Source organism: Actinomadura sp. ATCC 39365, assembly GCF_054392275.1.
The window spans coordinates 4,570,678-4,595,575 of record NZ_CP184335.1 but is presented as its reverse complement, the minus strand read 5'-3'; the positions used below and the strand labels follow the sequence as shown (position 1 = coordinate 4,595,575).

The window sequence follows — 24,898 nt, the reverse complement described above, 5'->3', positions numbered from 1 at the left end:
CCGGTGACCAGCACCAGGGCCCTTCCGCCGGCTCGCCTACCAGGGGGACTTGTTGTTGCGCAGGCGCTCCAGTGCCTCCTCGAGGATCGCCTTGCCGTCCTTGTCGCTCCGGCGCTCCTTCACGTAGGCCAGGTGCGTCTTGTACGGCTCGTTCTTGGGCGGGGCAGGCGGGGCCTCCTCGTCCTGTCCGGCGGGGAGGCCGCAACGTGGGCAATCCCACGTCTCGGGGACCGCCGCGTCGCTGGCGAAACTGGGGCGCGTCTCGTGCATGTTGGCGCACCAGAACGAGACCCGCACTCTCGGAGCTGCCTCGCCGCGCTCGGCCTCCCCCATAGGGCCGGCGCCGACTCGGCTGCCACGGATCGCGTTGCCACTACCCACGGATGAACTCCTCGCTCGATCGCCCCGCGTCGTGACACGGGGGGAGAATCACTGTCACGCGTTAATCAGTTGTCTCAGGGCCGCATGAGCAGGCCGAGAGCGATGATGCAGACGAACCAGACGGTGCCCGTGATGACGGTCAGCCGGTCGAGGTTGCGCTCCACCACCGAGGAACCACCGAAGTTCGACGAGAAACCGCCGCCGAACATGTCAGACAGGCCGCCACCCTTGCCCTTGTGGAGCAGGACGAGCAGGATCATGAGACCGCTCGCCAGGATGAGGGCGATGGAGATTCCGATTTCCACGGTATGCCTGTTCCTTCAGTGCTCTGTTACGCGTGACGATTCAAACTTGCCTCTTGAGGGTACGGCCTGGTGTCAAGTCGCACCCTCAGAACGACTCAGTTAGCCAGGCAATTCGGAGAATCGGCAGATCTTGGCGAACTCCCCGGCATCGATGCTGGCACCGCCCACGAGCGCGCCGTCGACATCGGGTTGAGCCATGATCCCCACGATATTGCCGGACTTGACCGAGCCACCGTAAAGGATACGGACCGCGGAGGCCACTTCGGGGTCGTAGAGCTCCGCGAGTCTCACCCGCAACGCTCCGCAGACCTCCTGGGCGTCCTCCGGGGTGGCCACCTCGCCCGTGCCGATCGCCCACACGGGCTCGTAGGCCACCACTATCGATTTTGCCTGCTCGGCGCTGATTTTGCGCAGGGCGCCGTCGAGTTGACCGAGACTGTGCGCGATGTGGCCGCCCTCTTGGCGCACGGCCAGCCCCTCGCCCACGCACAGGATGGGCGTGATCGAGTGCCGGTAGGCCGCCTGCACCTTGGCGTTGACGAGGTCGTCGTCCTCGGCGTGGTACTGGCGGCGCTCGGAGTGGCCGATGACCACGTACGTGCAGCCGAGCTTGGCCAGCATGACGCCCGACACCTCGCCGGTGTAGGCGCCGCTGTCGTGCTGGGACAGGTCCTGGGCCCCGTAGACGATGCGCAGCTTGTCGCCGTCGACCAGCGTCTGGACGCTGCGCAGGTCGGTGAAGGGCGGCAGGACGGCCACGTCGGCCTTGTCGAAGTCCTTGTCGCTGAGCGCGAACGCCAGCTTCTGGACCAGGGCGATGGCCTCAAGGTGATTGAGGTTCATCTTCCAGTTGCCGGCGATGAGCGGCTTGCGCTGCTGGGCCACCTCAGTCCTCCAGAGCCGCGAGTCCGGGAAGGGTCTTGCCCTCAAGGTATTCCAGGCTGGCCCCGCCGCCGGTGGAGATGTGCGAGAAACCGTCCTCGGGCAGGCCCAGCCTGCGCACGGCCGCCGCGGAGTCGCCGCCGCCGACCACCGTGAAGGCGTCGGAGCCGATGAGCGCCTCGGCCACCGCCCTGGTGCCGCCGGAGAACGCGTCGAACTCGAACACGCCCATCGGCCCGTTCCAGAAGACGGTCCTGGCGTCGGCCAGCTTGCTCGCGAACAGCTCGCGCGTCTTGGGCCCGATGTCGAGCCCCTCGCGGTCGGCCGGGATCGCGGTGGCCTCGACCACCTCGTGCTCGGCGTCGGCCGCGAAGCTGACGGCCGCCACCACGTCGACCGGCAGCACGAGGTCGACGCCCCGCTTGCCGGCCTCGGCGAGGAAGCCGCGCACCTGGTCGAGCTGGTCCTCCTGGAGCAGCGACCGGCCCACCTCGTGGCCCTGGGCCTTGAGGAAGGTGTAGGCCATGCCGCCGCCGATCAGCAGCCGGTCGACCTTGGTCAGCAGGTTGGCGATGACGCCCAGCTTGTCGGAGACCTTGGCCCCGCCCAGGACGACCACGTAGGGACGCTCGGTGTCCTCGGTCAGCCTGCGCAGCACCTCGACCTCGGCCACTACCAGCCCGCCGGCCGCGTGCGGCAGCAGCTTGGGCACGTCGTAGACGCTGGCGTGCTTGCGGTGCACCGCGCCGAACCCGTCGCCGACGTAGAGCTCGGCCAGGCCGGCCAGCTTCTCGGCGAACGCGCCGCGGGCGGCGTCGTCCTTGGACTCCTCGCCGGGCTCGTAGCGCAGGTTCTCCAGCAGGGCGACCTGGCCCTCCTGGAGGGCCTCGACCGTCTGCCGCGCGCTGTCGCCGACCACGTCGGTGGCGAAGGCGACGTCCTGGCCGAGCAGCTCACCCAGGCGGGCGGCCACCGGCCCGAGCGAGTACTCGGGGTTGACCTTGCCCTTGGGCCTGCCCAGATGGGCGCAGACGACGACCTTGGCGCCGCGCCCGGCCAGCGCCTGAATCGTAGGCACCGACGCGCGGATGCGGCCGTCGTCGGTGATCTTCTCTCCGTCGAGCGGGACGTTGAGGTCGGCGCGCACGAGCACGCGCCGCCCCTTGACGTCGAGATCGTCGAGCGTGCGCATGCTCATGCTCCTGTTCCCGCAGCGGCCTCGACCACGCTCACAGGCCGCGGCCGACCAGCTCGATCAGGTCGGCGAGGCGGTTGGAGTAGCCCCACTCGTTGTCGTACCAGCCGACGACCTTGACCTGGTTGCCGATGACCTTGGTGAGGCCGGCGTCGAAGATGCAGGAGTGGGGGTCGGTGACGATGTCGGAGGAGACGATCTCGTCCTCGGTGTAGCTGAGGATGCCCTTGAGCGGGCCCTCGGCGGCGGCCTTGATCGCGGCGTTGACCTCTTCGGCGGTGACCTCGCGGCTGACGTCGACGGTGAGGTCGGTGGCCGAGCCGGTGGGGATCGGCACGCGCATGGCGAAGCCGTCGAGCTTGCCCTTGAGGTCGGGCAGCACCAGGCCGATGGCCTTGGCGGCGCCGGTGGAGGTGGGCACCACGTTGAGGGCGGCGGCGCGGGCGCGGCGCAGGTCCTTGTGCGGGCCGTCCTGCAGGTTCTGGTCCTGCGTGTAGGCGTGGATGGTGGTCATCAGACCCTTCTCGATGGTGAAGGTGTCGTGGATGACCTTGGCCATCGGGGCCAGGCAGTTGGTGGTGCAGGACGCGTTGGAGATGATCGTGTGGCTGGCCGGGTCGTAGACGTCCTCGTTGACGCCCATCACGATGGTGACGTCCTCGTTCTTGGCCGGCGCGGAGATGATGACCTTCTTGGCGCCGTTGTCGGCGTGCACCTTGGCCTTGGAGGCGTCGGTGAACAGGCCGGTCGACTCCACCACGACGTCGACGCCGAGGTCGCCCCAGGGCAGCTTGGCCGGGTCGCGCTCCGCGAACGCCTTGATCGCCTTGCCGTCGACGGTGATCTCGTCGCTGGAGGCCTTCACCTCGTACGGCAGACGGCCCAGGATGCTGTCGTACTTCAGCAGGTGAGCGAGCGTCGCGTTGTCGGTCAGGTCGTTGACCGCGACGATCTCGATGTCCTTGCCGCTGGCGGCGACCGCGCGCCAGAAGTTGCGACCGATGCGGCCGAAGCCGTTGACGCCTACGCGGATGCTCACGGAAACCGATCTCCTCGAACAGATGGCGGTTGAATCTCAACCACGAACACTATCGGACCCAAATTGGTTTAGACCACTTCAGGTACCGCCCTGCGTATCCCCGTTCAGGGGGCACAATTTGCGAGCTTCGAGTAAAGTGCCCGACTCGTCGGAGTAAATTCGTGCATTCTCTGGGGGCTGAGATGTCACATAAGCGGTCCGGCCTGCTTCCTGGACTGATCGCGGGGCTGGTCGCCGCGCTGGTCTGTGCGGCGGCCCTGGGGTTCGCGGTGCTCTTCCAGGACCGGCTGCCGAAGGCCGTCGCCACGCTGGGCAACGGCCACGCCCTGTCGGTGACGCTGTCGCTCCTGATCGCGCTGCTGGTCGCCCTGGCCGTGGGCGCGGCCCGCCCGCGCAACCGGGCGCTGCCGGTGGTGGCCGCCCTGTACGCGGCGGCGGCCGTCGCCGGTGGCCAGATCTCGGGCGTGTCCATCATGATCGGCGCCGCGCGGCGCACGCCCGCGACCGGCGCGCCCTCCTCCCCGCGGCTCAGCGACATCACGGTGGCCAACGCCGGCGAGGGACTTCCCCGCGCCCTGGCGGTCTACCGCGAGCCGCTCGCACAGACGTGGCAGATGTGGCTGTACATCGCGGTCGCCGCCGTGGCCGCGCTCCTGCTGGTCACGCTGCGCGTCTTCCGCGTACGCCGCGCCGACCGGGCAGCCCTGGCCCAGGAGGCGACGGAGGAGGCGGGGCAGGAGTACCGGGCGCCCTTCGAGCCCGCACAACCGCCCGCACAGTCGTCCGCACAGTTGTCCACCCAGGCGCTCGCGCAGTCGCCGGTGCAGCAGGACGCGCCCGCGGACCTGTTCACGCCGCGCAAGCCCGCCAGGGACTGACGTACGCCCACCCGGTAGCGGTCGGGCGGCCCACAGCGCGCTTCGTCACGGCGAGCGGCCCGTGAGCCCTCACGACCGGCCATGACAGGCGTTCAGGGACGTCGGCGCGTGCGGGCCACCGCGCGGAGCCGTACGGGATGGGGGTCTCCCGGACGGCGCCGCGGGCGCCCGCACGGCGGCGAGCCCGCTACGGCGCCAGCATGTCGACGGTGAGGTTGGCCTCGGTGTTGGGGATGCCCAGGTCGGAGGCGCGCTTGTCGGCCATCGCCAGCAGCCGCCTGATGCGCCCGGCGATGGCGTCCTTGGTCAGCGGCGGGTCGGCGATCTGGCCCAGCTCCTCCAGCGACGCCTGCTTGTGCTCCACCCGCAGCCGCCCGGCCACCACCAGGTGGTCCGGCGCCTCCTCGCCAAGGATCTCCAGCGCGCGCTGCACCCGCGCGCCCGCCGCGACGGCCGCCCGCGCCGAACGCCGCAGGTTGGCGTCGTCGAAGTTGGCCAGCCGGTTGGCGGTGGCCCGCACCTCGCGGCGCATCCGGCGCTCCTCCCAGGCCAGCACGCTGTCGTGCGCGCCGAGGCGGGTGAGCAGCGCGCTGATCGCGTCGCCGTCGCGGACCACGACGCGGTCGACGCCGCGCACCTCCCGGGCCTTGGCGTGGATCTTCAGCCGCCGGGCCGAGCCGACCAGCGCGAGCGCGGCCTCCGGCCCCGGGCAGGTGACCTCCAGGGACATCGAACGCCCCGGCTCCGTCAGCGAGCCGTGCGCCAGGAAGGCGCCCCGCCAGGCCGCCTCGGCGTCGCAGGCCGCGCCCGCCACGACCTGCCGGGGCAGGCCGCGCACCGGGCGCCCGTGGTTGTCGATCAGGCCCGTCTGCCGGGCCAGCGCCTCACCGTCGCGGTAGACGCGCACCACGTAGCGCGAGCCCTTGCGCAGCCCGGCCGGCGCGAGCACGAGCACCTCGGCCTTGTGACCGAACACCTCGCCGATGTCCTTGATCAGCCGCCGCGCGGTGGCGTTGGTGTCGAGCTCGGCCTCGATCACGATGCGGCCGCCCACCAGGTGCAGGCCGCTGGCGAACCGCAGCAGCGTGGAAACCTCCGCCTTGCGGCAGCACGGTTTCAGCACCGGCAGGCGGCTCAGTTCGTCCTTCACCACACCTGTCATCGCCATAAGCGTTAGTCCTTCCCCCATTCAGACCGGCTCCCGCCAGTCTCTCGCACCTTCGCGCCACGCCGACCAGGATCAACGCTTCTGGAGGAAAATCTCGTCCAGGACGGAGGCAAGACGTCGTGGGTCATGCCGGGGCGAGCCGTCGGCCGCGGCCACGTCGGCCAGGACGAGCCGGGCGCCGAGCGCCGCCGCGGCCTTGTCCAGGGCGTCGAGGTCGTCGACCACGCCGGTGTCGGCCAGCACGACGTCGAAGGCCAGGTCGGGGGCGTGCTGGCGGAGCACCTCCAGGTGCTGCTGGGGGGAGAAGTCGTCGGTCTCGCCCGGCTGGGGGGCCAGGTTGAGGGTGACGAGCCGCTTGGCCTTGCTGTCGTGCAGCGCGCGGGCCAGCTCGGGGACCTTCAGGTGCGGCAGCACGCTGGTGAACCACGAGCCCGGCCCGAACACCAGCCAGTCGGCCTCGTGCACCGCGGCGACCGCCTCCGGGCGCGCGGGCGGGTCTTCGGGCACCAGGGAGATGGCCTGCACCCGGCCCGGCGTGAGCGCGCAGGCGACCTGGCCGCGCACGGTTGAGGTGACGCCGTCGAGCTCGACCTCGGCCACGATGTCGAGCGGCACCGAGGCCATCGGCAGCACCCTGCCGTGCGCGCCGAGCAGCCGGCCCACCCAGTCGAGGCCGGCCACCGAGTCGCCGAGCAGCTCCCACAGCGCCACGATCAGCAGGTTGCCGACCGCGTGCCCGTGGAGCTCGCCCTCACTGCGGAAGCGGTGCTGGACGACCTCGCTCCAGGTGATGCCCCACTCGTCGTCGCCGCACAGCGCGGCCAGCGCCATGCGCAGGTCGCCGGGCGGCAGCACGCCGAGCTCGCGGCGCAGCCGGCCGCTGGAGCCGCCGTCGTCGGCCACGGTCACCACCGCGGTCAGCCGGTCGGTGACGACCCGTAAGGCCGACAGCGAGGCGTAGAGCCCGTGGCCGCCGCCGAGGGCCACCACGTGGGGACCGTTCAGCGGATGCGGCAGCCCCAGCTCCATACGTTCATGGGTCACTCCCGCCCCACATCCCGGTGACTGACCTGGACCTCCATGCCGCGGTCACGCAGGCGGGCGGCGACCTGCTCGGCCATGGCCACGCTGCGGTGCTTGCCGCCCGTGCAGCCCACGGCCAGGGTCGCGTAGCTCTTGCCCTCGCGGGCGTAGCCGGTGGCGACGACCTGCAGGACCTCCTCGTAGGCGTCGAGGAACTCCTTGGCGCCCGGCTGGCCGAGCACGTAGTCGCTGACCGGCGCGTCGAGGCCGTTCATCGGCCGCAGCTCGGGCACCCAGTGGGGGTTGGGCAGGAATCGGCAGTCGACGACGAGGTCGGCGTCGACCGGCAGGCCGTACTTGAACCCGAACGAGACGACGTTGAGCCGCAGCCCCGGGCGGTCCTCGCCGCCGAAGTAAGCGACGATCTTGTTGCGCAGGTCGTGCACGTTGTGGGACGAGGTGTCGATCACCAGGTCGGCGTTGGCCCGCACCTCGCGCAGGATGCCGCGCTCGCGGGTGATGCCGTCGACCAGGCGGCCCTCGCCCTGCAGCGGGTGGGGCCGGCGGACGTTCTCGAACCTGCGCACCAGCTCCTCGTCGCTGGCCTCGAGGAAGACGACCCGTACGCGAACGCCGCGGCCCTCCAGCTCCTCGATGGCCGCGTTGAGGTCGGTGGTGAAGGCCAGGCTGCGCACGTCGACGACCGCGGCCACCTTGTCGGCGGCCAGCTTGACCTTGCCTGCCTCCTCCGCCATCGCGAACAGCAGCCCCGGCGGCAGGTTGTCGATGACGAACCAGCCCAGGTCTTCCAGCGCCTTGGCGGCCGTGCTGCGCCCCGCCCCGGACATGCCGGTGACGATGACGAACGCCGGCTCGGTGCTCATGGCCTCACTCCGTTCGCCGACACCCTGCGCTCCCTCGCGGGTGTTCACGATGTATCTCCCTTCAGCGTCGACACGATGACCTCGGCGAGGGCCGGCCCGATGCCGGGAACCTCGCAGATCTCGGTCGCGCTGGCCTCGCGTAGCTTCTTGACGGAGCCGAAGTGCTTGAGCAACGCCTGCCTGCGCGCCGGCCCGAGGCCGGGCACGCCGTCGAGCGCGCTCTCCTTCACTGACTTGGACCTCTTGGAACGATGGTAGGTGATGGCGAACCTGTGTGCTTCGTCGCGGACGCGTTGCAGCAGGTAGAGACCCTCACTTGAACGAGGCATGATCACTGGCTGGTCGTCGCCGGGCAACCACACCTCCTCCAGCCGCTTGGCCAGGCCGCACACCGCGACGTCGTCGATGCCGAGCTCGTCGAGCGCCCGCTGCGCGGCGGCCGCCTGGGGGCCCGCGCCGTCGACGACGACCAGGTTGGGCGGGTAAGCGAACTTGCGCGGCTTGCCGGTCTCGGGGTCGATGGGCCCGTGGCCGTCGTCGTCCTCGGCGGCCAGCTCGCCGGTGGCCGAACGTTCCTCCAGATAACGCCGGAACCGCCGCATGATCACCTCGTGGATCGAGGCGACGTCGCCCTCCTTGGTCTTGATCGCGAAGCGCCGGTACTCGCTCTTGCGCGCCAGACCGTCCTCGAAGACCACCATGGACGCCACGACGTTCTCGCCCTGCAGATGGGAGACGTCGTAGCACTCGACGCGCAGCGGCGCCTGGTCGAGATCGAGGGCGTCGGCGATCTCCTGCAGCGCCTTGCTGCGCGTGGTCAGGTCGCCGGCGCGGCGGATCTTGTGCTGGGCCAGGGACTCCTTGGCGTTGCGCTCGACGGTCTCCATCAGCGCCTTCTTGTCGCCGCGCTGCGGGACGCGCACCTCGACCCGGGCCCTGCGCTGCTCGGTCAGCAGCTCGGCGACCGCCTCGGCGTCGGGCGGCAGCGCGGGCACGAGCACCTCGCGCGGCATCGACTCGGGGCCGGCCTCGCCGTACATCTGCAGCAGGAACTGCTCGACCAGCTCGCCGGGCGAGGTCTCCTCGACCTTGTCGACCACCCAGCCCCGCTGACCGCGGATGCGGCCCCCGCGCACGTAGAATACCTGGACGGCGGCCTCCAGCGGATCCTCGGCCAGCGCGATCACGTCGGCGTCGGTGGCCTCGCCGAGCACCACGGCCTGCTTCTCCAGCGCGCGCTGCAGCGCCTGGATGTCGTCGCGCAGCCGGGCCGCCCGCTCGTACTCCTGCTCGCCGGCGGCCTCGCGCATGTCCTTCTCGAGGCGTTTGATGAAGCGGGTGGTGTTGCCCGCCATGAAGTCGCAGAAGTCTTCGGCCAGCTCGCGGTGCTCCTGCGGGGTCACCCGGCCCACGCACGGCGCCGAGCACTTGTCGATGTAGCCCAGCAGGCACGGACGGCCGATCTGCCCGGCCCGCTTGAACACCCCGGCGCTGCACGTGCGCACCGGGAAGACGCGCAGCAGCAGGTCGACGGTCTCGCGGATGGCCCAGGCGTGCGAGTAGGGGCCGAAGTAGCGGGTGCCCTTGCGCTTGGCGCCCCGCATGACCTGGACGCGCGGGAAATCCTCCCCCATCGTCACCGCGAGGTAGGGGTAGGACTTGTCGTCGCGGTACTTGACGTTGAAGCGCGGGTCGAACTCCTTGATCCAGGAGTATTCGAGCTGCAGCGCCTCGACCTCGGTGCCGACGACGGTCCAGTCGACGTCGGCGGCCGTGGTGAGCATCGACTGGGTGCGCGGATGCAGCGCGGAGAAGTCGGCGAAGTAGGAGTTGAGCCGCTGCCGCAGGCTCTTGGCCTTGCCGACGTAGATCACCCGGCCGTGCGCGTCCCTGAACCGGTAGACCCCCGGCGACTCGGGGATCGAACCTGGTCTGGGCCGGAAACTCAAGGGGCTGCCCGCTGCTCTCGCCACGGTCAAAGACTAGTAGGCGCCACCGACAAGGTGGCCCGCCGAGCCTTCGGACGGCACGACGGGGCTCACCATGGTCCGGGTCACGCCAGGGTGATCTGGTCGCCCTCCACCTTGATCTGCTGGGCGGCCAGCGGCTTGTCGGCCGGTCCGTCGGTGACCGAGCCGTCGGCGATGTTGAACTTGCTGCCATGGCACGGGCACACGATCGCGCCGTCCGCGACGCTGCCCACGGGGCAGCCCTTGTGCGTGCAGATCGCGCTGAAGGCCTTGAACTCGCCGGCCGTCGGCTGCGTCACCACGATCTTCTGGTCCTTGAAGATCGTGCCGCCGCCGACGGGGATGTCGGCGGTCTTGGCCAGCGCGCCACCCGCCTGCGGAGCGCTGGACTGCGGGGCGCTCGACTGCGACGCGCCCGGCTGTGCCGCGCTCGACTGGCCACCCGCGTCGGGGGCGGTGGCCGCCGTGGTCTCGGTGCTGCCGCCGCAGGCGCTGATCGCCAGCGCCAGCCCGCCCGCGCCCACACCCGCTATCACTGCCCGACGGCTTCGAAGGTCATCTCCCATGCGTCCCACCCAACCGGAGGCAGGTGAGAAATTCATGAGACGGGGATTAGGCGAGTCTGATCTTGTCACCGTCCACGGTGATCTTCTTCTCGGCGAGCGGCGCGCCGGCGGGGCCGTCGGCCACCGAACCGTCCTCGATCTTGAACTTGCTGCCGTGGCAGGGGCAGTTGATGGTGCCGTTCGAGACGCTGGCGACCGTGCAGCCCGCATGGGTGCAGATCGCCGTGAACGCCTTGAACTCCCCTTCGGTCGGCTGTGTCACCACGACCTTCTGGTCCTTGAAGACCGCGCCGCCGCCCACCTGGATGTCGCCGGTGTCGGCCAGGGCCTTAACCTTCTTCTTCGCCTTCTTCTTGGGCTCCGACGACGGCTCCTCGGTGCCCGGCCCCTCGGCGGCCGGCGCCTCGTTCGCCGCCGTCGTCGGCGAACCGTAGCTCGCGCACGCCGTCAGAACCGCCGCGAGCCCGGCGCCTCCGGCGCCGAGCATGACCGTCCGGCGCGTCGTTTCTGTCATGGTGCGTCCTCCCAGGTCTCGGTCTCACATGCAGGTACGGCCGGCGCCCCCGCGCCGGTTCAGCCTGCACGACCCCAATCCCGGAAACCACGCACAATTACCCAGAACAAGCCTTCCCCGGACCGCACCCGCGGACCGGCCCTCAGGGCGCGCCCTCAGACCACGACGATGCCGTCGCCCTCCACCTTGACCTGGTAGACGGTCAGCGGCGCGGTCGCGGGCCCCTTGGTGGCCTGGCCGCTGTCGGCGGCGAACTCGCTGCCGTGGCACGCGCACGTGATGACGTTGTCCTTCGGCGTGCCCACCGTGCATCCCTTGTGCGTGCAGACCGCGCTGAACGCCTTGTAGACGCCCTTCGTGGGCTGCGTGACCACGATCCGCCACTCCTGCACGATCGTGCCGCCGCCGACGGGCACGTCCGCCGTCTTGGCGAGCACCTTGCCCTTGATCCCCGACACCGGCTGCGCCTTGGCGTCCCCCGCCCCGCAACCGGCCAGCGCCAGCCCGCACGCGGCCACCCCCGCCACGCCGAGCATCTCGCGGCGCCCTATGCCGCCGTTTTCGGGCATGGCTTCGCCCTGATTCGTCACCGTCATGAATTAGCCGACCCTTCGCGTCTCCGCCGACCCCCAGCAGGTCAAGCCGTTACCCGTGCTTCAACTTTATTGGCCCCACCCCTCGGTCCGCCCATCGGGTGACCGATACGGCCACCGTCGAGGCAACGAGCGGCCCATGCACGGTCAGCGGACGGTAGGCCCACGGTCAGCGCCGGGCGTGAGCGTGTCGCTCATGACACTCACCGAAACTCCCATGCCCACGACGTCCGGGCCGCGCTGGTGGCGGCGTCCGTGGGTGGCTCCGCTCGCGGTGCTGGCGATCGCGTTCGTCGCCTTCTCGCTGCCGCCCTACCTGTCGCTGGACCCGAGCCGGTCGCGGGTGCCCGCGCCCGACTTCTTCCCACCGCACTTCGCGGTGCTCTCCCTGCACGTGATCTTCGGCTCGATCGCGATGATCTCGTGCTGCCTGCAGGTCTGGCCGTGGTTCCGCGCCCGCCACCCGCGGGCCCACCGCATGATCGGCCGGGTGTACGTCTTCGGCGGCTGCCTGCCCGGCGGCCTGCTGGGCCTGGTGGTCAGCCTGGCCACGCCCTTCGGCCCGGTGACCAGGGCCAGTGGGGTGGTGCTGGCGCTGCTGTGGCTGGGCTGCACCCTGGCCGGCTGGCGGATGGCCAGGCAGCGCAGGTTCGTCGATCACCGCAGGTGGATGATCCGCAGCTTCGCCCTGACGATGTCGATCATCACCAACCGCCTGTGGGGCGCGGTGTTCGTCATCACGCTGTCACCGCAGCTCGACACCACCTTCCACGGCGACCAGGCGCTGCTGGCCGCCACGGTCGGCGCACTGAGCGCCTGGCTGGGCTGGGTGCTGCCGCTGCTGTTCGCCGAGTGGTGGCTGGAGCGCGGCGACGCCGCCAAGCGCCGCCGCCGCACCAGAGCCACCGCCTGACTCCCGGCGAAACCGAGCCAGGTGAGACCCGGCCGCACCCGAGCCATCACCCGCCCGCCCCACAGTGAGACACAGCCGTACCCGAGCCGCCGCCTGGCTCAGAGCGACAGGATCTTCCGCAGGAAGCGGCCGGTGTGGCTCTCGTTGACCAGCGCCACCTCTTCGGGCGTGCCCGCGGCCACGAGCGTGCCGCCGCGGGACCCGCCTTCGGGGCCCATGTCGATGATCCAGTCGGCGGTCTTGATGACGTCGAGGTTGTGCTCGATGACGATCACCGTGTTCCCGCCGTCGACCAACCGCCCGAGCACGCCGAGCAACCTGCGGATGTCCTCGAAGTGCAGGCCGGTGGTGGGCTCGTCGAGAACGTAGATCGTCCGCCCGGTCTGGCGGCGCTGCAGCTCGGAGGCGAGCTTGACGCGCTGCGCCTCGCCGCCGGACAGCGTGGTCGCCGGCTGCCCGAGCCGCACGTAGCCCAGGCCGACGTCGTTGAGCGTCTGCAGGTGCCGCTTGATCGCCGGGATCGCGTCGAAGAAGGCCAGCGCCTCCTCGATCGGCATGTCGAGCACCTCGGCGATCGTCTTGCCCTTGTAGTGGACCTCCAGCGTCTCCCGGTTGTACCGGGCGCCGTGGCAGACCTCACAGGGGACGTAGACGTCCGGCAGGAAGTTCATCTCGATCTTGATCGTGCCGTCGCCCGCGCACGCCTCGCAGCGCCCGCCCTTGACGTTGAAGCTGAACCGCCCCGGCTGGTAGCCGCGCACCTTGGCCTCGGCCGTCTGGGCGAACAGCTTGCGCACGTGGTCGAAGACCCCGGTGTACGTGGCCGGGTTGGAGCGCGGCGTACGGCCGATCGGCGACTGGTCGACGTGCACGACCTTGTCCACCTGGTCCATGCCGTTGATGCGGGAGTGCCGCCCCGGCACCGTGCGGGCGCCGTTGAGCTCCTTGGCCAGCGCGTTGTAGAGGATGTCGTTGACCAGCGTCGACTTGCCCGACCCGGACACGCCGGTCACCGCCGTGAACACGCCCAGCGGGAACTCGATGTCGACGCCCTTGAGGTTGTGCTCGCGCGCGCCCTTGACCGTGATCTGCCGCTTCTTGTCGCGCTTGCGGCGCTTGGCCGGGATCGGGATGCTCCGGCGGCCCGACAGGTACTGGCCGGTCATGGACTCCTCGCTGGCGAGGAGCTCCTGGACGGTACCGGAGACCACGACCTGGCCGCCGTGCTCGCCGGCGCCGGGACCGATGTCGACCACCCAGTCGGCGGCGGCGATGGTGTCCTCGTCGTGCTCGACGACGATCAGCGTGTTGCCCATGTCGCGCAGCCTGATCAGCGTGTCGAGCAGGCGCATGTTGTCACGCTGGTGCAGGCCGATGGACGGCTCGTCCAGCACGTAGAGGACGCCGACCAGCCCGGAGCCGATCTGCGTGGCCAGCCGGATGCGCTGGGCCTCGCCACCGGCGAGGGTGGCGGCGGCGCGGTCCATGGTGAGGTAGTCGAGGCCGACGTCGAGCAGGAAGCCCATGCGGGCGTTGATCTCCTTGACCACCCGCTCGGCGATGTGCATGTCACGGTCGGACAGCTTCAGCTCGGCCAGGAACTTCGCGCACTCGCCGATCGACATGGCCGCGACCTCGGCGATCGACCGGTCGTCGACGGTGACGGCGAGGGTGACCGGCTTGAGCCTGGCGCCCTTGCAGGCCGGGCACGGGATCTCGCGCATGTAGCCCTCGAAGCGCTCGCGCGTGGCGTCGCTCTCGGCCTCGGCGTGCCGGCGCTGCACCCACGGGATGACGCCGTCGAAGGTGGTGTAGTAGGAGCGCTGGCGGCCGTAGCGGTTGCTGTAGCGGACGTGCACCTGCTCGTCGTGGCCGTACAGCAGCGACTTCTGGGCCTTCTTGGGCAGCCGTTCCCACGGCGTGTCGAGGGTGAACCCGACCGTGAGGCCGAGCGCCTCGATCAGCCTGACGAAGTATTCGCTGGTGTGGCCGCCCGACCACGGGTGCAGCGCGCCGTCGCCGAGCGTGCGCTCGGGGTCTGGCACCACCAGGTCGGGGTCGACCTCCATCTTGGTGCCGAGGCCGGTGCACTCGGGGCAGGCGCCGAAGGGCGAGTTGAAGGAGAACGAGCGCGGCTCCAGCTCCTCGAACGACAGGTCGTCGTAAGGGCAGTAGAGGTGCTCGGAGTAGAAGCGCTCACGGCCCGGGTCGTCTTCCGGCAGGTCGACGAACTCCAGCGTGATCGTGCCGCCGGACAGCTGCAGCGCGGTCTCGACGGAGTCGGTGAGCCGGCGGCGCGAGGACTCCTTGACCGACAGGCGGTCGACGATGACCTCGATGTCGTGCTTCTCGTACTTCTTCAGCGTCGGCGGCTCCTCCAGCCGCACGACCGTGCCGTCGACCCTGGCCCGCGCGAAGCCCTTGGTCTGCAGCTCGCGGAACAGCTCGGCGTATTCGCCCTTGCGGCCGCGGATGACGGGGGCGAGCACCTGGAAACGGGTGCCCTCCTCCAGGTCCATCACGCGGTCGACGATCTGCTGCGGCATCTGCCGGGCGATCGGACGGCCGCAGGCCGGGCAGTGGGGCTTGCCGATGCGCGCCCACAGCAGACGCAGATAGTCGTAGACCTCGGTGATGGTGCCGACGGTCGAGCGGGGGTTCTTGCTGGTGGCCTTCTGGTCGATGGACACCGCGGGCGACAGGCCCTCGATGAAGTCGACGTCGGGTTTGTCCATCTGGCCGAGGAACTGGCGGGCGTAGGCCGACAAGGACTCGACGTAGCGCCGCTGGCCCTCAGCAAAGATCGTGTCGAAGGCCAGGCTCGACTTGCCGGAGCCGGAGAGGCCGGTGAAGACGATCAGCGAGTCTCGCGGCAGGTCAAGCGAGACGTCCTTGAGGTTGTGTTCTCGTGCACCACGCACGATCAGGCGGTCTGCCACGGCGATCCCGGAGGTCGAAAGGCGGATAGGTCCACGGGGGATGGTAGACGGGGGCACCGACATTTTCGGCGAGCCGATCCCCGGCCCCCGAAAATCCGTCCTTCACAGGTTACGGCCATCTCCCGCGTCGGCAGGAGCCCTTTGAGGGTCAACCACTTGACCTGCCGCTTTATGCCCGCGCCCGACCTTGGACACCTAAGTGATGAAATATCTGGACATGACCGTTCTACCTGCGGTGCAGGCCGAACTCGCCGCCGCGACCGACCGGCTGCTGGCCACGGCCGCGTCCCTGTCCGATGCCGACATAGCGGCCCCGTCCCTGCTGCCCGGCTGGACCAGAGGGCACGTGCTCGCCCACCTGTCCGGCAACGCCCGCTCCCACCTCAACCTCCTCACCTGGGCGAGGACGGGCGTCGAGACCCCGCAGTACCGCTCCCTGGAGGCCAGGGCCGACGAGATCGAGGCCGCCGCCGGCCGTCCGGCCGCGCGCCACCTGGCCGACCTGACCGACAGTGCCGCCCGCCTGGCCGCCGCGATCCGCGAACTGCCCGCGCGGGCGTGGTCGGCGTCCGTCCGGGGCATGCGGCCGCCGCCGCATCCCGCCTGGTATGTCCTGGTACGCCGGCTGCGCGAGGTGGGCATGCACCACGTGGACCTCGGCGCCGGGTACGGCCCCCACGACTGGCCGGAGACGTTCGTCCGCCGCGAACTGCACGACCTCCGCCGATCCTGGCCGTACGGCCGCAGCACGGTGAGCGAGGTCGTCCTGACCGGCGAGCCGGGGCAAAAGTGGCAGAACCTCGGCCACGGCCCAGCCGTCCATGGCAGCCCGGCCGACATGCTGGCCTGGTTGACGGGAAGGTCGGACGGCGAGGGCGTTACCCTGGTGCCCGCGGGACAGCCGTCGCCGCCTGGTGACGGTGGCGCGCTCCTTCCCGAGCCGCCGCCGTGGCTGACGATGCCGGCCCCCGCTGATCTGCCCGCGACGCCCCCGAAGGACTACCCATGACCTACACCGGCGACGTCCGGGTCGGCGGCCCCGCCGACGTGCGCGAGCTGCCCGCCCTGACCATCTCCAAGCTGGCGGTCGGCCCCCACGACAACAACGCCTACCTGCTGCGTTCCACCGAGACCGGCGACGAGCTGCTGATCGACGCCGCGGCCGACGCCGACCGGCTGCTGGCGCTCGTCGGCGACCAGCCGCTCGGCGCGATCGTCACCACCCACCAGCACGGCGACCACTGGCAGGCCCTCGAACAGGTGGCCAGGGTCACCGGCGCCGAGGTGATCGCCCATCCGCTCGACGCGCCCGGCCTGCCCGTCCCGGCCGGCCGCACGGTCGACCACGGCGACACGATCTCCCTCGGCCCGGTCAGCCTGGAGGTCATCCACCTGCGCGGCCACACCCCGGGCTCGATCGCGCTGCTCTACGACGGCGGCCCCGACGGCCGTCACCTGTTCACCGGCGACTCCCTGTTCCCCGGCGGGGTGGGCAACACCGGCAGGGACCCGGAGCGTTTCGAGCGGCTCTACACCGACGTGACCGAGCGCATCTTCGGCCGCCTGCCCGACGACACCTGGGTCTACCCCGGCCACGGCAAGGACACGACGCTCGGCGCCGAACGTCCCGCGCTGCCCGAATGGAAGGCCAGAGGCTGGTAACTCAGCTGCCCGCCGCCAGCACGCGCACGATACGCGCGGCCGCCAGGGCGGGATCGTCGGCCAGGCCCACGAGCTCGCCCCACGACCAGCGGTAGAACCACCCCTCGGGCAGCGGCACGCAGTCGATCGTCTCGGCCAGCAGCGCGGTGTCGGGATCGCTGATCCTCAGCGCGGGCGGGTTGGCCCGCAGGGTGGCGGTCAGCCCGCGCTGCTCCAGCTCCGTGGCCAGCTTGCCGAGATAGTACGTACGCGTGTGCTCGCGCGGCATGGCCGACATGGATCCATCAAAGCCGAAGATGGATGAAAAATCCCCTAGTTGCCGATGCGCTCGGCTTCCTTGCGCAGCTCCCGCTTGTAGAACAACATGCGCAGCGGGATCGCCGCGACGAGCGCGATCTGCATGGTCGCGCCGATCTTGATCGGCAGGTCGCCGCCTTCCGGCCAGGCCACCCAGAACGTGAGGAAGGCCACGTTCACCATGATCCACCCGAGGACGACCGCCGCGAGCTGACCCTTCGGCTTGGGGTACTCGATCCGGCTGACCATCAGCCAGGCCACGCCGAGCACCGCGAACAGCGCCCAGATGCTGGGCTGGAACAGCAGCACGATCGAGATCACGGTCATGGCGCCCATGGGAATGGGCAGGCCCATGAAGTCGCCGCTCTTGGTCTTGACGCACGCGAAGCGCGCCAGGCGTACGACACCGGCGACCAGCACGGCCGCCGCGGCGGTGACCACCGCGATGAACGGCACCGAGGGCGGCGCGCCGACCCCCCAGATCACGACCATGAACGCGGGCGCGAACCCGAAGCTGATCACGTCGGCCAGGTTGTCCAGCTCGGCGCCCATCGCCGAGGCGCGGAAGCGCCGCGCGACGAGCCCGTCGAACAGGTCGCACGTCGCGCCGATGAGCAGCAGGACGATGGCCGTGGCGAAGTAGCTCGGCGTCGGCGTGAACTTGCCGTCGGCGACCGTGAGCTGCTGAATCGCCGAGTAGGCCAGGACGCAGACGGCGAGGAACCCGCAGACCGCGTTGCCCAGCGAGAGCGAGTCCGCGGCGGACAGGCGGAACGCCTTGCCCACGGGACCGCGGGGCTCTTCCTCGCCAGCCTGCCAGCTGCCGGCGTCAGCCGTGGTCAATTCTGGTCACCCCCGCAACCGTCTTCTCCCCCACGGTGACCGCGGGCGAGATGCCTTCGGGAAGGTAGATGTCGACCCGCGAGCCGAACCGGATGAGGCCGATGCGCTCGGTCTGCGCCACCTTGGCCCCGGCGCTCAGGTACGGCACGATCCGGCGCGCCACGGCGCCCGCGATCTGCACCATCTCGATGTCGCCCAGCGCGGTCTCGAAATGCCACACCACGCGTTCGTTCTGGTCGCTGTCCTTGTTGAACGCCGGCAGGAACCCACCTGCGACATGCTGCACGGACGTGACATTCCCCGCAAGAGGGGCACGGTTGACGTGCACGTTCAGGGGACTCATGAAGATCGCGACGCGGGTGCGGCCGTCCGGCCAGGGGTCGATGCTCTGCACCACGCCGTCGGCGGGCGACAGGATGCGCCCCTCGCCAGGAGCGCGCTCGGGGTCGCGGAAGAACCAGAGCATGCCGCCGGTGAGCGCACCCAGCGGGGCCGCAGCCAGGGCCCAGCGCCGGTCTCGGCGCGTCAGCAGCGCGGTGGCGGCCGCCGCGGCCGCCGTCGGGAGGAGCCACGGGGAGACCCCGCGCGCGAGCCGGACGCGGCTCGACTTAGCAGAATCGTCTGACACGTACAACCTTTGGTGGTGACTGGACTAGGCGCTTTGCCATGCTGTTACGGAACTCGCAACTATTACACGGCGCAACTACACAAGCAAAGCGCCTCGATAGCCGTTCCGCTAGACCTGCTCCGGGTGCGTGTGCTCGCCTTCGCCGCTCGTCATGCGGGCTTTGATCAGGCTCGCAACCGTGGTGATCGCCATGGTGGAGCCGATGACCGTGAGCGACACCCAGATGGGAATTTCGGGTGCCCAGGAGACGCCGCTGGCATGCAACGCCTCCATTATCAGCTTAACCCCGATGAACCCGAGGATGAACGCCAAACCATAGCTGATGTAGACGAGTCGCTGCAGCAACCCGCCCAGCAGGAAGTAAAGCTGACGCAGCCCCATCAGGGCAAACGCGTTGGCCGTGAAGACGACGAAGGGGTCCTTGGTGAGCCCGAAGATCGCCGGAATCGAGTCGAGGGCGAACAGCAGGTCGGTGGTGCCGATGGCGACCATCACGATGAGCATGGGGGTCACCATGCGGCGGCCGTCGATCTTGACGCTGACCTTCGAACCGACGTACCCCTCGGTGGTCGGGAACGCCCGGCGCACCCACCTGAGCAGGATGTTCTCGTTGAACTCGTCTTCCTCGCCCTTGAGGTGCTGCCGGATCAGGTTGACGGCGGTGTAGACGAGGAAGGCGCCGAAGACGTAGAAGAGCCAGCTGAACCGCTCCAGCGCGGCGGCGCCGAGTGCGATGAAGATGCCGCGCATGACCAGGGCGAGCACGATGCCGACGAGCAGCACCTTGTGCTGGTAGGGCCGCGGCACCGCGAACCTGCTCATGATGATGAAGAAGATGAACAGGTTGTCGACGCTCAAGCTGTATTCAGTGATGTAACCGGCGAAGAACTCCCCCGCCTTGGCGGCCCCGAAGGTGGCCCACAACCCCACACCGAACAACGCGGCCAGGGCGACATAGAAGGTGACCCAATATCCGGCCTGCCGCATGGAGAACTCGCGGGCCTCACCGCGGTCGACGATCCAAAGGTCAAAGGCGAGGACGACCAGCAGACCGCCGATGACGGCGATCCAGGCCCACACAGGTACGGTCACGGTTCAAACCCTCCGGCATGCATGACTCATTGCCGGAGGTCTCTCCCGCCCGCGAGGAACGCGGACCGGCAGCCCCGGGGGCCCCGTGGAGTGGGGCTGCACCGTGATGACGAGGCTGTCGCGAAGGGATACTCCCCTCCCTAACCCACGCAGTATACGCCGACACTCTGATCCCATCATCCATTCGATCTTGTCGCCTCGTACACCCCGAGGACGCTCTCCACGGCATCGTCACCGTCCGGCAACTCCCGTCCCCGCCGGGCCGCCGCCTCGGCCAGCGTCCGCGCGATCCCCGGCTCGCCCAGGACCTTGCGCAACGCGCTGCGCAGCCCTTCGGCGTCCCCGTACGGAACCAGCATCCCCGCGTCGCCGACCAGCCACGGGATCCCGCCCACGTCGGACGCCACCACCGGCTTGCCCGCCATCAGTGCCTCGCTGAGGCTGAGTGGCAGCCCTTCCCAGCGACTGCAGTTGACCACGACGGACGCGGCCGCCAGCAGGTCGGGGACGTCGTCCCGGTCCCCCAGGAGCAGGACGGGAAGGTTCCGCCCCCGGATCCGGTCCTCGAGCTCCGCCCGCAACGGCCCCTCTCCCGCGACGGCGAAGAGGGGCGCCGGCGACTCCCACGGCCCCGCCGCCACGTCCAGCAGGGTGTCGTGCCCCTTCTGCTGGGCCAGCCGGCCGATCGTCAGCACCAGAGGACGATCACCCGCTCCCAGTTCCTCCCGTACCTCCTCCGGCCTGCGCCGGGCGGGCCGGAGCGGCGGCGCGGGCACCACCGCCTCCGCCACCTCCCTGGCTCCCAGGACGGTCATCCGCTCCGCCAGGTCCGGCGAGACCACCAGCACCCGGTCGGCGCGCCGCGCCACGATCCGCTCCAGCACCCCGTAGACGAACCCCACGAAACCGCCGGCGGTCAGCGCGTTGTGCAAGGTGACCACCACTCCGGGCCCCTTCCCCTCCCGGCCGTCGCCCCTTCGCCCCCTGAGTCTTGAACCGGAGTCCCGTGGCCCGCCGCCTCCAGGTCCACCGCGTCATGAACCGGTGTCCCCTGGCCCGCCGCCTCCCGACGCCCGACGTCCTGAAGCAAGGCCCCTCGGTCTCTCGCCTCCCGGTGCCCAGCTTCTTCAATCGGGGCCACCCGGCCCCTTGTCCCTTGAGCCCTGAATGCCCTCAGCGCCAGGCTGGCCAACGCCCCTGCTCGCAGACCATGAGCGTGCACAACGTCGGCGTCGCGCGTCAGCCGCCGGATCGCGAGCACCGCGCGCAGGTCGTTCAGCGGATGCGGCCGGTCGGACACGGGCACCTCGGCGAACGCGGCTCCCGCCGCCCGGAAGGAGAACGCCTCCTCAACGCTCCCCGGCCCCACCACCGCCACCTGGTGCCCGCGCTGTACCAGCCCTTCGACGAGCATCCGTACATGCCGCCCGGTCCCACCCGACGTGGTCCCCATCACAAAAGCCACCCGCACGACCCCTCCTAAGCCTGCACCGAAAACCGCAGCCACACCTCAAAGCTGAAACCGTAACCCGTTTCACGCCGCAGCTTCCCGATCTCACCCGCACAACCCGCCGACGCCCAGCACCGGCCCTCCACAAGCACCTGAGGCTCGCGAACTGCCGACCCCGACCATCACGCCCTGGTCCGCACGCCATACCCGCCACCAAGCAACCGACCGCGCAGGCCCCAACGCCCGTGCGACTGACGTCGGGTCGCGCGCCGGACTACGCCTACCTCATCTACACCGTCGGCAGCACCGGCGCGGGCCCCTCGGTGCCGCCCGCAGCCCGAATAGGCCTGGCCCATCGCGGAACTGGAGCCCGCAGAGCGGCTGAGCGCCAGGCTGGCGGAACTGAAGCCAAGGGGCCAAGGATCCCCGGCCCCTGGCACCTCCCAGAGGCCGGACAACTCGACGGCCCCAAACCTCACGGCCAGCCCAACCCCCACGAGTGTGATCACCTTCACAGACCCGCCAGCCCCGTGGTGCCTGCCCACAAGAAGTCCAGCACCACTGGAACCATGCACCCGACGCCCTGCGCCCCCTCCAAGGCCAGACACCCTCCCCAGGCCAGGCCCCAGGCGGCTCCTGCCCCTGCATGGCCCGTCACCTACCGCATGCCAGCCTCACAAAGGCAAGCCTTGAGGAAGACATGCCTCACAGAGCCCCCGCCTCCGGAGCCGACCACCAACGGCAAGCCACGCACCGCGGAGGACCAGGAACTACGAAACACCAACGGCCGCGCCACCAAGAACCCCGCGCCACCAGGCGTGCCAGCCCCAAAAGCCTCGCGGGACCAGCCGTCCAAGCGTCAGAAGCCGTGCGGGACCAACCGTGCGCGACCAGCCGATCCAGCCGCAGAAGCCGTACGCGACCAGCCGTCCGAACGCCCGTAAGCCGCACGCGACCCCAGCCGTTCTAACTCCCGAAGCCGTACGCGACCAGCCGTCCGAACGCCCGTAAGCCGCACGCGACCCCAGCCGTTCTAACTCCCGAAGCCGTACGCGACCAGCCGTCCGAACGCCCGTAAGCCGTACGCGACCAGGAACCGTTGGAGCGCACCTTCCGCACTCTGGGCAGAGGGTCAGTGGCAGTGGATCAGTGGCTGTGGATCAGGCGCCCCGTCGGAGCAGCCCAGCCACCCCGCTGGCATCCGGCCGGTCCACCACCGCCACGACGACAGTCCCCACCACCACGGCCACCGCCGCCGCCAGTACCACCGCACCTACGTTCGGCCAGATGCCCGAGACGCCGAGCCACCTCACCACCCCAGCCCCCGCCAGATACCCCAACACACCACCGGCGACCGCCGCCCCCGCGGCCCTGGGCAGCCCCGCCGCGACACCGCTGCCGCGCGCCCGCACCACGGCCGCGAGCAGCAACACCCCACCGGCGGTCATGCCGACGCTCATCCCCAGCGCCATCCCGCCGATCTTCCACCCGGCGGGCAGCAGCAGCACCAGCGCCGTCTGCGCGACGATGACGACCAGCCACCCCGCCACCGTCCCGGTGGCGGCCGCCCGCCCGAGCCCGGCCGCGTAGAGCACCCGGCTCAAATGGGCGATGAGCCCGTAGCCGACGATGCCCGGCGCGAACAGCGCGATCGCCAGGGCGAGCTGAGGCGGCGGCACCTCGCTCCTGCCTCCCAGGAACACCACCGCCCCAGGCCCCGACGCGGCGGCCAGCACCCCGGCGGCCAGCCCCGTGACCAGTACCACGGCCCGCGTGGTCCGGGCCGCCAGCGCCGAGAAGGCGACCGCGTCGCCCGCCTGCGCCGACAGCCGGGGGAACGCGCTGGTAGCGATCGGCACGGCCAGCACCGCGTACGGCACCAGATAGATCGCCCACGCGTAGTTGTAGACGGTGAGCGCTCCGTTGCCGATCGCCTTGTTCGACAGCAGCACCACGACGATCATGGCGGCCTGCTGGGCGAGCAGCGCCGCGATCCCGGCCAGCGCGAGCCTGCGCACCTGCCCGGCCACGCCGTCGGGGAAACGTAAGGTGGGCCGCCACCGCAGCCCCAGCCGCGACACGGGCCCGACCACGGTCAGCACGAGCGAGAGCACGCCCAGGCTGGTGCCCACCGACAGGGCCAGCTCGGCGGGCCCGGGCAGGTGCGCCGGGTCGACCATCCCCGAGCTGAGCGGCACGAACAGCAGGTACGCCACGATGACCACGATGCTGGACACCAGCGGCGCGACCGCGGGCCCGGCGAAGCGGTTGTGCGACTGCAGCACGCCGTAGAGCACGACGGCCACGCCGTACAGAGGGATCTGGGGGGCGAAGACGACCAGCATCCGGGTGGCGAGGGCGACGAGCTGGGTCGTGTCGCACCCGTTGACGGCCTCGCCGAGGAACAGGGCGATGACCGGCCGGGCGAACAGCGCGGTGAGCGCCCCCAGCGGCACCAGGACCACGACGACCCACGTCAGCAGCGCCGAGCTGATGTGCCCGGTGCGCTCGCGCGAGGCGGCGGACCCGGCCAGCACCGGCACCACCATGCCCGCCAGCGCACCTCCGACGACGACCTCGAAGACGATGTTGGGGATCTGGTTGGCCGTCATGTAGGCGGTGGACAGGCAGTTGGTGCCGACGGTCTGGGCGAAGGCGTACTGCTTGGCGAAGCCGGCGATCCGCGCCAGCACGGTGATCGCCCCGATGAGCAGGGCGCCACCCGCCACGCCCCGCGCCGTCACGCTCCGCACCCGGCCTCCCCCGCCCAGTATCCGGTCACGCCGACATCCTGGCAGGTGCCACCGACAATCGCGCGCGGAGGGTCACACGTGGTCGACGGGACGCCGCCCGAGCATGTCGATCCGGTTGAGCACCGGGTTGGCGGCGATGACCTTGGTGAAGCTGACCTTCTCCGAAGCAGCGGTGAGCGCCGCGACCGTGCCCAGGAGGACGAGCCTGCCGGGCCTGCCGAGCTTGGTGACCGCGGCCAGCCCGAGCAGGGCGCCGAGCGAGTTGGCGCCCGCGTCGCCGAGCATGGCGCGCTCGCCGAGGTCGTCGGGCAGCAGCGCCGCGGCGGCGCCGAGCGGCACGGCGGCCAGGGCCGCGGCGGCGGGCGACGACCGCAGCAGAGAGACGGCCAGCAGCGGCCCCCGGCCAGCAGCCCGACCTTGATCGCCCGACCGGGACGCAGGTCGAACAGGTTGGCGAGGTTGGCGGCGCCCGCGATGGCCGCGCCGTTGACCAGGGTGTCGACGGGCCCGTCGGAGACGAGGGCGGCGGCGCCCAGCCCGGTCGCGCCGATCCCGAGGATCTTGACGGCGCCGCTGGTGACCTCGCCGCGGGCCAGAGCCGTCAGGTGGCCCTTGAAACCCTTGGAGGACGTGGTGCCGTAGAGGTCGTCGTAGGCCCCGAGGGCGCCGGTGCCGACGCCGGCCAGCACCGCGGCCAGCCGGGTGCGCGGCGCCAGACCGGGCGTGAGCGCAGCGGCGACGCCGGAGCCCGCCACGAACGCGGGCCCCTCCAGCAGGGTGATGGGCTCGCCGCGATGGTTCTTGCGCGTCCAGCGCCCGCCCAGGTCGGCCGGACGGTTCCGGGTGAAGGCGGAGTAGGCGGCACGGGCGGCGGCGGCACCGATCGCGGCGCCGGCCAGCGCGTAGAGCAGGCCACGGGCCAT

At 70.5% G+C, this 24,898-nt stretch carries 23 protein-coding genes and 2 pseudogenes; 4 read left to right on the top strand and 21 right to left on the bottom strand.

Features of this window, described 5'->3' with window-relative positions:
* Nucleotides 1-36: 36 nt before the first annotated feature.
* From ACNF49_RS22755 to gap, 5 genes are all read right to left on the bottom strand, one after another.
* Nucleotides 37-381 carry an RNA polymerase-binding protein RbpA gene (locus ACNF49_RS22755; protein WP_103961760.1) on the bottom strand — a complete coding sequence of 115 codons (345 nt, stop codon included), beginning with the start codon at nt 379-381 and terminating at the stop codon, nt 37-39.
* 74 nt (nt 382-455) lie between these two features.
* The gene (secG, locus tag ACNF49_RS22750; protein WP_090942947.1) at nt 456-686 is read right to left on the bottom strand and encodes a preprotein translocase subunit SecG; all 231 of its coding nucleotides are present in this window, start codon (nt 684-686) and stop codon (nt 456-458) included.
* Between the two features lie 99 nt (nt 687-785).
* Nucleotides 786-1,571 (bottom strand): triose-phosphate isomerase, encoded by a 786-nt coding sequence (gene tpiA, locus ACNF49_RS22745; RefSeq protein ID WP_357983407.1) that lies wholly within the window; start codon nt 1,569-1,571, stop codon nt 786-788.
* Nucleotide 1,572: 1 nt separating this feature from the next.
* Nucleotides 1,573-2,760 (bottom strand): phosphoglycerate kinase, encoded by a 1,188-nt coding sequence (locus tag ACNF49_RS22740; RefSeq protein ID WP_482944921.1) that lies wholly within the window; start codon nt 2,758-2,760, stop codon nt 1,573-1,575.
* A 37-nt stretch (nt 2,761-2,797) separates the two neighbouring features.
* Complete coding sequence (gap, locus tag ACNF49_RS22735) at nt 2,798-3,802, bottom strand: type I glyceraldehyde-3-phosphate dehydrogenase (RefSeq protein ID WP_357983413.1); 1,005 nt, start codon at nt 3,800-3,802, stop codon at nt 2,798-2,800.
* Between the two features lie 182 nt (nt 3,803-3,984).
* Between gap and ACNF49_RS22730 the strand changes: the two genes are divergently transcribed.
* Entirely contained in the window at nt 3,985-4,680 is a 696-nt protein-coding gene (locus ACNF49_RS22730) for a hypothetical protein (RefSeq protein WP_482944920.1), read from the top strand.
* A gap of 187 nt (nt 4,681-4,867) precedes the next feature.
* On the opposite strand, the gene whiA is transcribed toward ACNF49_RS22730, so the two are convergent.
* The 7 genes from whiA to ACNF49_RS22695 form a co-directional block, all read right to left on the bottom strand.
* On the bottom strand, nt 4,868-5,848 hold the full coding sequence (whiA, locus tag ACNF49_RS22725; protein WP_138714326.1) for a DNA-binding protein WhiA: 981 nt from the start codon (nt 5,846-5,848) through the stop codon (nt 4,868-4,870).
* Nucleotides 5,849-5,920: 72 nt separating this feature from the next.
* Nucleotides 5,921-6,877 (bottom strand): gluconeogenesis factor YvcK family protein, encoded by a 957-nt coding sequence (locus ACNF49_RS22720; RefSeq protein WP_357983494.1) that lies wholly within the window; start codon nt 6,875-6,877, stop codon nt 5,921-5,923.
* Between the two features lie 11 nt (nt 6,878-6,888).
* A complete protein-coding gene (gene rapZ / locus ACNF49_RS22715) occupies nt 6,889-7,755 on the bottom strand; it encodes an RNase adapter RapZ (protein WP_357705735.1) in 867 nt (288 codons plus the stop codon).
* Between the two features lie 44 nt (nt 7,756-7,799).
* Nucleotides 7,800-9,704, bottom strand: coding sequence for an excinuclease ABC subunit UvrC (uvrC, locus tag ACNF49_RS22710; RefSeq protein WP_357983497.1), 1,905 nt, complete (start codon nt 9,702-9,704; stop codon nt 7,800-7,802).
* A 104-nt stretch (nt 9,705-9,808) separates the two neighbouring features.
* Nucleotides 9,809-10,261, bottom strand: a complete 453-nt coding sequence (locus ACNF49_RS22705) for a Rieske (2Fe-2S) protein (RefSeq protein ID WP_357983419.1) — start codon at nt 10,259-10,261, stop codon at nt 9,809-9,811.
* A 76-nt stretch (nt 10,262-10,337) separates the two neighbouring features.
* On the bottom strand, nt 10,338-10,805 hold the full coding sequence (locus tag ACNF49_RS22700) for a Rieske (2Fe-2S) protein (protein WP_482944919.1): 468 nt from the start codon (nt 10,803-10,805) through the stop codon (nt 10,338-10,340).
* Nucleotides 10,806-10,960: 155 nt separating this feature from the next.
* The gene (locus ACNF49_RS22695) at nt 10,961-11,374 is read right to left on the bottom strand and encodes a Rieske (2Fe-2S) protein (protein ID WP_358000316.1); all 414 of its coding nucleotides are present in this window, start codon (nt 11,372-11,374) and stop codon (nt 10,961-10,963) included.
* A 220-nt stretch (nt 11,375-11,594) separates the two neighbouring features.
* Here ACNF49_RS22695 and ACNF49_RS22690 point away from each other — a divergent pair, with 220 nt between their 5' ends.
* On the top strand, nt 11,595-12,311 hold the full coding sequence (locus ACNF49_RS22690; protein ID WP_357983428.1) for a DUF2306 domain-containing protein: 717 nt from the start codon (nt 11,595-11,597) through the stop codon (nt 12,309-12,311).
* Nucleotides 12,312-12,409: 98 nt separating this feature from the next.
* Here ACNF49_RS22690 and uvrA read toward each other — a convergent pair whose 3' ends face one another.
* Nucleotides 12,410-15,250, bottom strand: coding sequence for an excinuclease ABC subunit UvrA (gene uvrA / locus ACNF49_RS22685; RefSeq protein WP_357983431.1), 2,841 nt, complete (start codon nt 15,248-15,250; stop codon nt 12,410-12,412).
* A 217-nt stretch (nt 15,251-15,467) separates the two neighbouring features.
* On the opposite strand from uvrA, the gene ACNF49_RS22680 reads away from it, so the two are divergent.
* Both ACNF49_RS22680 and ACNF49_RS22675 read left to right on the top strand, forming a co-directional pair.
* Complete coding sequence (locus ACNF49_RS22680; protein ID WP_482944918.1) at nt 15,468-16,259, top strand: maleylpyruvate isomerase family mycothiol-dependent enzyme; 792 nt, start codon at nt 15,468-15,470, stop codon at nt 16,257-16,259.
* On the top strand, nt 16,256-16,912 hold the full coding sequence (locus ACNF49_RS22675; protein ID WP_482944917.1) for an MBL fold metallo-hydrolase: 657 nt from the start codon (nt 16,256-16,258) through the stop codon (nt 16,910-16,912). The genes ACNF49_RS22680 and ACNF49_RS22675 overlap by 4 nt, the downstream gene beginning before the upstream one ends.
* Before the next feature lies 1 nt (nt 16,913).
* On the opposite strand, the gene ACNF49_RS22670 is transcribed toward ACNF49_RS22675, so the two are convergent.
* The 8 genes and pseudogenes from ACNF49_RS22670 to ACNF49_RS22635 form a co-directional block, all read right to left on the bottom strand.
* Entirely contained in the window at nt 16,914-17,189 is a 276-nt protein-coding gene (locus tag ACNF49_RS22670; RefSeq protein WP_482944916.1) for a hypothetical protein, read from the bottom strand.
* A gap of 35 nt (nt 17,190-17,224) precedes the next feature.
* Nucleotides 17,225-18,052 carry a CDP-diacylglycerol--serine O-phosphatidyltransferase gene (gene pssA / locus ACNF49_RS22665; protein WP_357983442.1) on the bottom strand — a complete coding sequence of 276 codons (828 nt, stop codon included), beginning with the start codon at nt 18,050-18,052 and terminating at the stop codon, nt 17,225-17,227.
* Entirely contained in the window at nt 18,039-18,680 is a 642-nt protein-coding gene (locus tag ACNF49_RS22660; protein WP_357983500.1) for a phosphatidylserine decarboxylase, read from the bottom strand. The genes pssA and ACNF49_RS22660 overlap by 14 nt, the downstream gene beginning before the upstream one ends.
* Nucleotides 18,681-18,788: 108 nt before the next feature.
* Complete coding sequence (locus ACNF49_RS22655) at nt 18,789-19,772, bottom strand: TerC family protein (RefSeq protein WP_357983446.1); 984 nt, start codon at nt 19,770-19,772, stop codon at nt 18,789-18,791.
* Between the two features lie 176 nt (nt 19,773-19,948).
* A pseudogene (locus ACNF49_RS22650) lies at nt 19,949-20,719 on the bottom strand (glycosyltransferase family 4 protein); the annotation flags it as partial.
* Nucleotides 20,689-21,186, bottom strand: coding sequence for a glycosyltransferase (locus tag ACNF49_RS22645; RefSeq protein ID WP_482944914.1), 498 nt, complete (start codon nt 21,184-21,186; stop codon nt 20,689-20,691). The gene ACNF49_RS22645 and the pseudogene ACNF49_RS22650, both read right to left, overlap by 31 nt.
* Before the next feature lie 1,196 nt (nt 21,187-22,382).
* Nucleotides 22,383-23,975, bottom strand: a complete 1,593-nt coding sequence (murJ, locus tag ACNF49_RS22640; protein ID WP_482944913.1) for a murein biosynthesis integral membrane protein MurJ — start codon at nt 23,973-23,975, stop codon at nt 22,383-22,385.
* 72 nt (nt 23,976-24,047) lie between these two features.
* Nucleotides 24,048-24,898: pseudogene (locus ACNF49_RS22635) on the bottom strand (hypothetical protein).